Source organism: Vibrio navarrensis (genome assembly GCF_000764325.1).
Lineage (GTDB): Bacteria > Pseudomonadota > Gammaproteobacteria > Enterobacterales > Vibrionaceae > Vibrio > Vibrio navarrensis.
In genome coordinates this window covers 332,100-343,681 of sequence record NZ_JMCG01000001.1, presented here as the reverse complement: position 1 = coordinate 343,681, position 11,582 = coordinate 332,100, and the positions used below count along the sequence as shown (strand labels likewise).

Here is an 11,582-nt window from a genome sequence, read left to right as displayed (position 1 = left end):
GGGAGTTTCCCGCGCCCTTTTCGACTGACAAAACACGAAAGGATGCAACCATGACGTTAAAGGAATTTGGCGTAAGTGCACTCACCGCCGCGATGCTGACCATAAGTGGCAGCGCGTTGGCCGCTGACTCAGGCAGCGTAATTTCCACCCAAGCGGGTAGTAACAAAGCCGCACAAGCCTCACAACAAAAAATCGACAGCTACGCCGACAACACCGAAGCGATGCTGGCAGAGTACAAAGCCATCATGCGCCAAGTCGACAGCATGAAAGTCTACAACGAGCAGATCAACCGCATGGTTCAGTCGCAACAGAGCGAACTGGACTCACTCAATCGACAGATCGCTCAGATTGATCAAACCGCGATGGAAGTGGTGCCTCTGACCCTCAAGATGATCGACGCACTGGACGATTTCGTCACGCTTGATCTGCCTTTCCAAAGCAAAGAGCGTCGCAAGCGCATCAACGAATTGCGCGAATTGATGGACCGCGCCGACGTCACCACCTCGGAAAAATTCCGTAAAGTGATGGAAGCCTACCAAATAGAAGAGGGCTTTTCGCGCTCAATTGAATCATACAAAGCCAGCCTTGATCGCGGCGGCGAAGTGGTGACTTACGACTTCCTACGCATCGGCCGTACTGCGCTTTTGTTCCAATCTCCAGACGGCATTGAAACTGGCATGTGGAACCAACAGACCCGCCAATGGGAACAACTGCCGGAAAGCTACCGCCTTGCGGTTCAGCAAGGGATCCGTATTGCTAAGAAACAGGCGCCACCATCACTGATCAAACTGCCTGTCTACGCTGGGGAGAATAAATAATGAAAGGATTCAAAACCATCGCCGCGGCCCTATTGGCAAGCTTACTCATGGCAGGAGCTGCGCACGCTGACAGCGCCAAATCACTCAACGATCTGCTCAAAGAGGTGAAATCGGAAAGCATCGTTGAATCAAAAGAAAACAAAGCGCGCGAGCAAGCCTTTCTTGCCGATCGCAACCAACAAGCCGAGTTGCTCAAGCAAGCTAAAGCGCAGCTCAAAGCCGAAACGGCACTGGGCGAACAGCTCAAAGTCACTTTTGACAACAACGACAAAAAACTCACTGAACTGAGCGAAACACTGCGTCAGCGCTCAGGCACACTGGGTGAAATGTTTGGCGTGGTGCGCCAATACGCGGGCGAATTTAAGGGGCTGTTTAATGCCTCGCAAAACGCGGTGCAGTTTCCTGCGCGTGAGGCTTTGCTGACCAAGCTGGCCGAAAGTAAAGAGTTGCCTTCCACCGAAGAACTCGAAGCCTTCTGGCACACCATTTTGCAGCAGATCATTATTTCCGGTGAAACCTCAACCGCCCCAGCGACCGTGGTGTATGGCGAAGGTAACGAAGCAGTGCGTGATGTCACTTTAGTCGGCGAATTTAACGCGATTGCTGATGGAAAATATGTCACCTACGTGCCGCAAACTGGCAAATTCGAAGAGCTCTCTCGTCAGCCCGGTGCCAACATCACCGGCTTGGTAGCCGGCTTTGAGCAAGCCTCTGCCAGCTACGAGCCACTGTTTATTGACCCATCACGCGGGGTGATCCTTTCACTCTTGGTACAAAGCCCAACCGTGCAAGAGCGCATTGACCAAGGCGGCATCGTCGGTTACGTGATTCTAGGCATGGGCTTGATTGGCGCTCTCATCGGCCTCTTCTCTTACCTGCGCCTGCTGGTATTGGGTGGCAAAATGCGTCGCCAAGCGAAGTCGGATGCGGTGATCCCGGGCAACCCGCTCGGTGAAGTGATCCAAGCTTACCAAGAACACCAAGGGGATAACCTCGAAGATCTGGAAGCCAAGCTGGACGAAATCATTTTGCGCAACGCACCACGAATCGAACGCTTTATCGGCTCTATCAAGCTGTTTGCCTCCGTCGCGCCGCTGCTTGGCCTACTGGGTACCGTCATGGGCATGATCGGCACCTTCCAAGCCATCACGCTGTTTGGTACTGGCGATCCAAAACTGATGGCGGGCGGCATTTCCGAAGCGCTGGTCACCACCATGCTTGGTCTGGTTGTCGCCATTCCACTGCTGTTCCTCTACACCCTGGTACACAGCAAAGGGCGTCGTCTGGTACAGATGCTGGAAGAGCAAAGCGCTGGCTTCATCGCACGCTATCAGGAAAGACTGCACGCGGAGCAGCGCTAAGGAGGCGCCATGTGGTGGTTAATTGAAGAGTTAGACTCCATCAGACGATTTTTAGGCATGGGTGGCGATGTATTGGTCGCTATCTTTGTCCTCAGTTTCATGCTGTGGGTCGTGCTGCTTGAGCGTTGGTTTTATTTCGTTGCCGTGGCTCCACGGGCGATGAAAAAAGCCGTCGCTATCTGGTCAGGACGCGAAGACCACAAAAGCTGGAACGCCAAAATGATCCGTCAGGAGATTGTCTCCAAACAGGACATCGAAAACAAAAAAGGGTTGCCGATCATCAAAGTGCTGATCGCCCTCTGTCCGCTACTTGGCCTGCTTGGCACTGTGGTGGGTATGATTCAGGTTTTCGACATTTTGGCCATCGTCGGTACAGGAAGCCCTCGTGCTATGGCATCGGGGATCTCAAAGGCAACCATTCCAACCCTTGCGGGCATGGTGGCGTCGTTATCCGGACTGTTTTTCAGTACGCGTCTGGATCACTTAGCCAAAGTCACCACGCAAAAGTTGGAAGATAAGCTCAAACATATTGCCTAGTGTAGGGTCGCCATGGCCGCGAGCAACGCGCGATGGCACCTGTGCTCATAAACGGAATTAGAGGTATAGGTCATGAAAAGACGCTATAGCAACGACAACAGCGATGAAATGGCGATCGATATGACGCCGATGCTCGACATCGTTTTCATCATGTTGATCTTTTTTATTGTTACGACATCCTTTGTTAAAGAGGCGGGGATTGATGTGAATCGTCCCAGCGCCAACTCAGCGCAAACAGTCAAAAAAGGCAACATCATGGTCGCGGTCGGCGCGGCGGGCGATGTCTGGATTGACAAACGTCGCGTTGAAGTCGATGCGGTGCGCGCCAACGTTGAACGTCTGCGTGCCGAAAGCCCAGATGGCGCGGTGGTCATCCAAGCGGATGAAGAAGCCAACGCGGGCGTGGTGGTGAAAGTGATGGACCAGATAAGAATGGCCGGTGTGGCAAACATCTCGATTGCTGCGACCAACAAGGATTAAGCCTATGCGTTATCTGGCCTCCATTGCACTGGCGCTCGTTGTCTCCCTCGGACTCTTCTGGGGGATGGACAAGCTGGTAAATAAAGAGCGCCACGAGCTGGCGTCGAATGACGATCTGCGCATGGTCGATTTCATTCGCGTCAAACCCGAAGAAAAAGTACAGGAGAAAAAACGCGAACTGCCGAAACCGCCACCACCGAAACGCCCGCCGCCACCGCCAGAAATGAAGGTGACGTCGACGGTCAAGCCGGTGATGGAACAGATCCCGATGGATATGCCCAAACTCGACCTTCCAGTGAACGTCACTGGCGGATCGATTCTCGGCCACTATTCACAAGGAGGCGGTTCGCAAATCGCGGGCAACAGCGGCCCAGTACCCAGAGCGACCTTCCAACCGCAAATGCCGCGTAAAGCCGCCAAAGCGGGTCTGGAAAAAGGCAAGGTATTGCTGGAATTCACCGTCAACGAACATGGCGCAGTGGAAGACATCAAGATCCTCGAAGAAGATCCACGCCGTCTCGATTTAGGCAAAGAGGCACGTAAAACTGTCGCTAAATGGACCTTCACGCCGAAAATGGTCGATGGCAAAGCCGTTAGCTCGCGCATGGCGCAAGAGATCGAGTTCTCAATCAACTAAGGAGTCCACCATGATGAAATCCTTCACCAGTGTGCTGGCTTCTGTGACCTTAGTGGCGGGTGCAGCGCTTGCACCCGCTCAGGCAAAAGAAGCGCCGCAGCTGGCCGACCGCACCTTCCGCATTGTCAATAAAGTGCAGGAGCTGATCGCCACTGAAAAATACCCAGCGGCATTGGAAAAGCTCACCGACACGCTAGAGGGCACCACCAAGCAGTACGACCGCGCGGTACTATTGCAACAAACCGGCTTTTTGTACTCACTGCAAAGTGATTACAGCAACGCGGCGAAATATTTTGCTGAGTCGCTTAAGCTTGATGCCTTGCCCGTACCCGTGGCGCAGCAAGTGCGCTACAGCTTAGCCCAGTTGTATTTAGCCGAGGATAAGTACGCGCAATCGGTTGAGACGATGAAAGCTTGGTTTGAGATCGGTAAAACCAGCGAAGAAAAACCGCAAGCACACGCTTACATCACCTTAGCCAGTGCCTATGTGCAGATGGACGACTACAAAAACGCCATCGCACCACTCAAGCAAGCGATCAGCATGAGTAAAAGCCCGAGCGAGACTTGGTACATGCTGCTGATGGCCTCGTATCACGAGCTGGGGCAGCTAAACGAGGTGGCGTCGGTGCTCAAAACCTTAACCACCCTCTATCCGCAGAAAAAGCGTTACTGGATGCAACTCTCCGGCACCTACCAAGAGCTGAATCAAGATCGCAATGCGTTGGCCGCGTTGGAAATGGCGTACAAACAAGGCTTGTTTGAAGAAGAGAAAGAGTACCTACGCTTAGTGAACTTTCTCGCCTATCAAAACATCCCTTATCGCGCCGCGAAAGTGCTGCAAAGCGAGATGGAGAAAGGCAACATCACCCGCAATCAGGAAAACCTCGATCGCCTAGCCAGCTTCTGGCAACAAGCGAAAGAGCTGGACAAAGCGATCAGCGCGTATCAAGAGGCGTATGCGCTCGCGCCAACGGCCAGCAGCCAGATCCGCATTGCGCGCCTGATGTTGCAAAACAAACAGTACGCCAGCATTACCGAGTTTACTCAGCAACCTGCCGCTGATGCCAAAGCGGAGCAGAAAGCAGAACTCGATTATGTGCGCGGCATGGCCTACTTCGAAATGAACGACGCGCTCAATGCGCTGCGCTCAATGAGAAGTGCCGCCGAGTCAGAGAAGATGCGCCAAGTGGTTAGCCCTTGGATCACTTATCTGGCCAGCCAAGGATGACTTGAATGCCCGGCCCAAGCCTTGCGGCGAAGGCCGAGTATTGAGGTTTAGTGTGAGTCAGTCGCACGTCTGGGGAAGCTTGTCTTCCCCTTTTTTCTCCCGACGGAGCGCTTTTCGCGCACAATCAGGCGCACCAATATCAACTGGCAACCGATAGCGGATCGTGATACTCTTCGCCTCCATTTTTCTGGCCTAAAAGTAACCAATCGGTCACGCTGCTAGGCTGGTGCTATCTTTATTAATAGCCGATTTTCCCGATCAGCTTTCAATCCAACCAAATGTGGACCAAAACAGATGGGTAAAGGTACTCTTTATATCGTTTCCGCCCCAAGCGGCGCAGGTAAATCAAGCTTAATCTCCGCGATGTTGGAAAAAAACCCAACCTACGCGATGAAAGTCTCGGTCTCGCACACCACGCGTGGCATGCGCCCTGGCGAGCAAGATGGGGTGCATTACCATTTTGTGGAAAAAGAGCACTTTGAAGCGCTGATCGAGCAAGGGGAATTTCTGGAGTACGCCGAAGTGTTTGGTAACTACTACGGTACCTCTCGCGTTTGGATCGAACGTACGCTCGACAAAGGCATCGACGTTTTCCTCGACATCGACTGGCAAGGCGCACGACAAATTCGCGCCCAAATGCCAGCGGCGAAAAGCATCTTTATTCTGCCGCCGTCCAACGGTGAGCTGGAAAGACGCTTAAATACGCGTGGCCAAGACAGCGAAGCGGTGATCGCCAAACGCATGGCTGAGGCGAAATCGGAAATTTCCCACTACAACGAATACGACTATTTGATCGTCAACGATGATTTCGATACTGCTTTGGTGGATTTTAAAGCCATCCTCCGGGCAGAAAGATTGAAGCAAGACAAACAAGCTGCTAAATATAGCGGTATGCTTGAAGCGCTTTTAGCGGAATAAGCCCCCAACCTTAGTGTTACGGTGCGCCCACGCGGGTAGAAACTGGACACTAGGAACGGAGAGCTTGTATACTTTCTCGTCATTCAAAATTTAGTTAACTAATCTGGAGTTCTCATGGCACGCGTAACTGTTCAAGACGCTGTTGAAAAAGTTGGCAACCGTTTCGACCTAGTTCTGATTGCGGCTCGCCGCGCTCGTCAAATGCAAACTGGCGGTAAAGATTCACTGGTGCCGGAAGAGAATGATAAAACCACCGTTATCGCCCTGCGCGAAATCGAAGAAGGTCTTATCACAAAAGAAGTTCTTGATGCCCGTGAGCGTCAAGAGCAGCAAGAACAAGAAGCAGCAGAACTGGCGGCGGTTAGCAGCATCGCTCACAACCGTTAATTCCGCGTTTAGCAACACACAACCTTCCGGGCCCATAATTTGTATCTATTCGATAGCCTCAAAGACGTTGCCCAAGAATATCTTACAGAGCCTCAAATCGAGGCTCTGCGTCAATCTTATGTGGTAGCGAGAGATGCCCATGAAGGGCAAACCCGCTCTAGCGGTGAACCTTATATCATCCACCCCGTCGCTGTGGCGCGAATTTTGGCCGAAATGCGTCTGGATCTCGAAACATTGCAAGCAGCGCTGCTGCACGATGTGATCGAAGATTGCGATGTCAGCAAAGAAGATCTTGAAGCCAAATTTGGCCAAGCCGTGGCTGAACTGGTGGATGGGGTTTCTAAGCTGGATAAGCTTAAATTTCGCGATCGCAAAGAGGCTCAAGCTGAGAACTTTCGCAAGATGGTTCTGGCCATGGTGCAGGATATCCGCGTCATTCTGATCAAACTGGCTGACCGCACCCACAATATGCGCACGCTCGGCGCTCTGCGCCCAGACAAAAAACGCCGTATTGCTCGGGAAACACTGGAAATCTACGCCCCGCTGGCCCACCGATTGGGTATTCACAACATCAAAACGGAGCTGGAAGAGCTGGGTTTTGAAGCCTTGTACCCGAACCGCTATCGCGTATTGAAAGAAGTGGTGAAATCGGCACGTGGCAACCGTAAAGAGATGATCCAGCGCATTCACAAAGAGATTGAAGGCCGCCTGCAAGATGTCGGGCTCAATGCACGTGTGCTCGGTCGTGAGAAGAACCTGTTCTCCATCTACAACAAGATGAAAACCAAAGAGCAGCGCTTTCACACCATCATGGACATCTACGCCTTTCGCGTGGTGGTCGACACCGCCGACACCTGTTATCGCGTGCTCGGCCAAGTGCACAGCCTGTACAAGCCTCGCCCGGGCCGGATGAAAGATTACATCGCCGTTCCCAAGGCCAACGGCTATCAGTCGCTGCACACCTCCATGGTCGGCCCGCACGGCGTGCCCGTCGAAGTGCAAATCCGTACCGAAGACATGGATCAAATGGCGGATAAAGGGGTCGCGGCGCATTGGTCTTACAAAGGCAACGGCGATCGCACCGGCACTACCGCACAAGTCAAAGCGCAGCGCTGGATGCAGAGCCTACTTGAGCTGCAGCAAAGCGCGGGCAACTCTTTTGAATTTATCGAAAACGTCAAATCCGATCTTTTCCCCGATGAGATTTACGTCTTTACGCCGAAGGGTCGCATCGTCGAGTTGCCAGTAGGCGCCACCGCGGTGGACTTTGCCTATGCCGTGCACACCGATGTCGGCAACACCTGCGTTGGCGCACGCGTCGATCGCAATCCGTACCCACTGAGCAAAGCGCTGAAAAACGGCCAGACGATCGAGATCATCAGTGCGCCGGGGGCAAGACCCAACGCCGCTTGGCTCAACTATGTGGTGACTTCCCGTGCTCGCACTAAGATTCGCCAAGTGCTGAAAACCATGCGCCGTGAAGAGTCGATCACCTTAGGTCGCCGCCTGCTCAATCACGCTTTGGGTGAGCACTCACTCAGTGACATCAGCCCGGAAAATATGGAGCACGTGTTGAGCGATCTGAAAATCGCTTCTCTCGACGACTTGCTGGCCGCGATTGGCCTTGGCGAGCGCATGAGCATCGTGATTGCCCGTCGTCTACTGGGGGATGCCGATGAGCTGACCGAAGTCGCGACGCCGGAAGGCAAGCCGAAGAAAAAGCTGCCGATCCGTGGCTCGGAAGGGTTATTGCTGACCTTCGCCAACTGTTGTCATCCGATCCCGGACGATTCGATCATCGCCCATGTCTCACCAGGGCGTGGTTTGGTGGTGCACCGCGAGACGTGTCCAAACGTACGCGGCTATCAACGCGAGCCGGATAAGTACATGGCGGTCGCTTGGTCCGAGGATTACGATCAAGAGTTCATCGCCGAGCTGAAAGTGGACATGCAAAACCACCAAGGCGCGTTGGCCGAGCTGACCAATGTGATCTCGAAAACCGGTTCCAACATTCATGGCCTCTCGACCGAAGAGCGCGATGGCCGTTTGTACACCGTGACCGTATTGCTGACCACCAAAGATCGCGTCCACTTAGCTGGAATTATGAAGAAAATCCGAGTGATGCCTTCATGTTCGCGAGTGCGTCGAAGAAAGAACTGATCGACAAAGCGGCTCAACTCATGGCCCTTGAAATCCCGGTTTCAAGGGCTTTTTATTTTATCCAACCATCGTCTATCGCATGAATTTAGAACGCTACCAAAAAATCCAGCAGGTGCTCAAAGCGCGCCAAACCGACCTCACCCTCTGCCTTGAAGAAGTGCACAAACCCAATAACGTCTCGGCGATTATCCGCTCGGCCGATGCCACCGGCCTGCACAAAGTGCACGCGGTGTGGCCAACCGAACAGATGAAAACGCTGAAAAATACCTCGGCAGGCGCACGCAACTGGATCGAAGTCGATACCCACGATTCGATCGCCGACGCCGTTGGCGAACTGAAAGCGCAAGGCATGCAGGTGCTGGTGACCAACCTTTCCGAAACAGCAGTGGATTTTCGCCAAATCGACTACACCAAGCCGACCGCGATTATTCTCGGCAGCGAAAAAATCGGCGTGTCCGAACAAGCCAAAGCACTCGCCGATCAAGACATCATCATCCCGATGGTTGGTATGGTGCAATCGCTCAACGTGTCGGTGGCGTGCGCGGTGATACTTTATGAAGCACAGCGCCAACGCGAAGCCGCTGGGATGTATCAGCGCGAGACCAGCAGCATCGACGCCCAGACGATCAACCGCATCCTATTTGAACGCGGCCATCCGGTGCTGGCGAAAGTCGCCAAACGCAAAGGGCTCGCTTATCCAGCGCTTGATGATACAGGCCAAATCGTCGCTGATGAGCAGTGGTGGGCCGAGATGCAAAGAAAGTAGGTATTTTCTAGTTTTCTAGCTTCCTAGTTTTCTAGTTTCCTAGTTTCCTAGTTTCCTAGTTTCCTAGTTTCCTAGTTTCTAAAGCATATTTCCCCTGTACAAAAACACAGCCAAGTGGTTAACATAACACTATGCTTATCATTGCCTTGAGGCCATTATGTCTGCGCAACTGTTATCTGCCATCCCGCTAACCTCACTCAGTGGCGTGGGTGCGAAAGTGGCGGAAAAACTGGAGAAAGTCGGTTTGCGCACGGTGCAGGATCTGCTGTTTCACCTGCCGCTGCGCTATGAAGATCGCACCCGTATTTACCCGATCGTCAAACTGCACGCCGGGCTGTGGGCGTCGGTACAAGGCAAGGTGATGCAGGTCGATACCCTGTTTGGCAAACGCAAAATGCTCACGGTGAAAATCAGCGATGGCAATGGCACCATCACCCTGCGCTTTTTTAACTTCACCGCGGCGATGAAAAACAACTTTAGTGACGGTAAGTTAGTGCACGCTTATGGCGAGGTAAAGCGCGGCAATATGGGGCTGGAAATTGTTCATCCCGATTACAAATTTTTCACCCCCGCGCAAAAACCCGATGTGGAACAGAGCCTCACGCCCGTTTACCCCACTACCGATGGCTTAAGGCAAATCACCTTACGTAATTTAACCGATCAAGCGCTAGCGCTGCTCGACAAAAGCGCAGTCAGCGAACTGCTGCCACCCGGTCTGTACGATCAGCAATTGACGCTCGGCCAAGCGCTACACATCATCCATCGCCCACCGCCATCCATCGACTTAGAGCAGTTTGACCAAGGGAAACATCCGGCGCAAATTCGCCTCATTATGGAAGAGCTGCTGGCACAAAATCTCTCGATGCTGGCGGTGCGTAGTAAAGGGCAACAAGATGTCGCTCTGCCGCTCGCCCCGGTCGACAGGCTCAAAAACCAGTTGTTAGCGCAACTGCCTTTTTCACCGACTAAGGCACAAGCGCGGGTGGTGCGCGAAATTGAGGCGGACTTAGAGAAAAACCACCCAATGATGCGCTTGGTGCAAGGCGATGTCGGCTCCGGCAAAACCTTAGTCGCGGCGCTCGCCGCTGTGCGCGCGATCGAGCACGGCTACCAGGTCGCGCTGATGGCGCCGACCGAACTGCTCGCCGAGCAGCACGCCATCAACTTTGCCAACTGGTTTGCCGCCATGGGTATCCAAGTCGGCTGGCTGGCGGGCAAGCTCAAAGGCAAAGCCCGTGAAAGCGAGTTGGCGCGCATTGCCAGCGGTGAAGCGCAGATGGTGGTCGGCACGCACGCATTGTTCCAAGAACAGGTGACGTTTCATCACCTTGCTTTAGTTATCATCGACGAGCAGCACCGTTTTGGTGTCCACCAGCGTTTGGAGCTGCGCGAGAAAGGCGCTAAACAAGGGGCATATCCGCACCAGTTAATCATGACCGCGACCCCGATTCCGCGCACGCTCGCCATGACGGCTTACGCCGATTTGGAAACCTCGGTGATCGATGAGCTGCCGCCCGGACGCACACCGATCCAAACCGTGGCGATTCCTGACACCAAGCGCGACGACATCGTTGAACGCATTCGCCATGCCTGCCTCCAGGAAGGCAAACAGGCGTATTGGGTTTGTACTTTGATTGATGAATCGGAAGTGCTGGAAGCGCAAGCGGCCGCCGATACCGCCGAAGAGCTGCAACGAAAATTGCCCGAGGTGAAAATCGGCTTAGTGCATGGCCGGATGAAACCAGCCGACAAGCAAGCGGTAATGCACGCTTTTAAAAACAATGAGCTGCACCTGCTGGTCGCCACCACGGTCATTGAAGTTGGCGTGGACGTGCCCAACGCCAGCCTGATGATCATTGAAAACCCCGAGCGCCTTGGCTTGGCGCAGCTACATCAGCTGCGCGGACGTGTTGGTCGAGGCTCGGTCGCCAGCCACTGCGTGCTGCTGTATCACGCGCCGCTGTCCAAAACCGCGCAAAAACGCCTTGGCGTACTGCGCGAAAGCAACGATGGCTTTGTCATTGCCCAGCGCGACTTGGAAATTCGCGGCCCCGGTGAGCTGCTTGGCACCAAGCAAACCGGCCTCGCCGAGTTTAAAATTGCCGATCTGGTGCGCGATCAACGACTTATCCCAGAGGTACAACGCGCCGCCCGCTTTATTCATCAGCAATATCCGCAAAATGCCGCCGCGATCATTGAGCGCTGGCTAGGTGAGCGCGACGTTTACGCCAAAGCCTAATCGTGCTTTGGCGTGTCTGCGTATTTGCCAACCACCAAGGCAAACGATTGC

At 53.7% G+C, this 11,582-nt stretch carries 11 protein-coding genes; all 11 read left to right on the top strand.

Annotated elements, in window-relative coordinates; translation table 11 throughout:
* Positions 1-50 precede the first annotated feature (50 nt).
* The 11 genes from EA26_RS01605 (at position 51) to recG (ending at position 11,531) form a co-directional block, all read left to right on the top strand.
* A complete protein-coding gene (locus tag EA26_RS01605) occupies positions 51-818 on the top strand; it encodes a DUF3450 domain-containing protein (RefSeq protein WP_039422711.1) in 768 nt (255 codons plus the stop codon).
* On the top strand, positions 818-2,179 hold the full coding sequence (locus EA26_RS01600; protein WP_039422710.1) for a MotA/TolQ/ExbB proton channel family protein: 1,362 nt from the start codon (positions 818-820) through the stop codon (positions 2,177-2,179). Before EA26_RS01605 ends, EA26_RS01600 begins: the two co-directional genes overlap by 1 nt.
* 9 nt (positions 2,180-2,188) lie before the next feature.
* Positions 2,189-2,716: a MotA/TolQ/ExbB proton channel family protein gene (locus tag EA26_RS01595; protein WP_039422709.1), complete on the top strand. Its 528-nt coding sequence runs from the start codon at positions 2,189-2,191 to the stop codon at positions 2,714-2,716.
* A gap of 72 nt (positions 2,717-2,788) precedes the next feature.
* The gene (locus EA26_RS01590; protein ID WP_039422707.1) at positions 2,789-3,196 is read left to right on the top strand and encodes an ExbD/TolR family protein; all 408 of its coding nucleotides are present in this window, start codon (positions 2,789-2,791) and stop codon (positions 3,194-3,196) included.
* A gap of 4 nt (positions 3,197-3,200) precedes the next feature.
* Entirely contained in the window at positions 3,201-3,833 is a 633-nt protein-coding gene (locus EA26_RS01585; RefSeq protein ID WP_039422706.1) for an energy transducer TonB, read from the top strand.
* 13 nt (positions 3,834-3,846) lie between these two features.
* A complete protein-coding gene (locus EA26_RS01580) occupies positions 3,847-5,061 on the top strand; it encodes a tetratricopeptide repeat protein (RefSeq protein WP_193244154.1) in 1,215 nt (404 codons plus the stop codon).
* 294 nt (positions 5,062-5,355) lie between these two features.
* Positions 5,356-5,979 (top strand): guanylate kinase, encoded by a 624-nt coding sequence (gene gmk, locus EA26_RS01575; RefSeq protein ID WP_039422702.1) that lies wholly within the window; start codon positions 5,356-5,358, stop codon positions 5,977-5,979.
* 114 nt (positions 5,980-6,093) lie between these two features.
* Positions 6,094-6,366: a DNA-directed RNA polymerase subunit omega gene (gene rpoZ / locus EA26_RS01570; RefSeq protein WP_039422701.1), complete on the top strand. Its 273-nt coding sequence runs from the start codon at positions 6,094-6,096 to the stop codon at positions 6,364-6,366.
* 39 nt (positions 6,367-6,405) lie between these two features.
* Complete coding sequence (gene spoT / locus EA26_RS01565) at positions 6,406-8,526, top strand: bifunctional GTP diphosphokinase/guanosine-3',5'-bis pyrophosphate 3'-pyrophosphohydrolase (protein WP_039422700.1); 2,121 nt, start codon at positions 6,406-6,408, stop codon at positions 8,524-8,526.
* A 79-nt stretch (positions 8,527-8,605) separates the two neighbouring features.
* Entirely contained in the window at positions 8,606-9,292 is a 687-nt protein-coding gene (gene trmH / locus EA26_RS01560; protein WP_039422698.1) for a tRNA (guanosine(18)-2'-O)-methyltransferase TrmH, read from the top strand.
* Between the two features lie 157 nt (positions 9,293-9,449).
* On the top strand, positions 9,450-11,531 hold the full coding sequence (recG, locus tag EA26_RS01555) for an ATP-dependent DNA helicase RecG (RefSeq protein ID WP_039422696.1): 2,082 nt from the start codon (positions 9,450-9,452) through the stop codon (positions 11,529-11,531).
* The last annotated feature ends 51 nt before the right edge of the window (positions 11,532-11,582 follow it).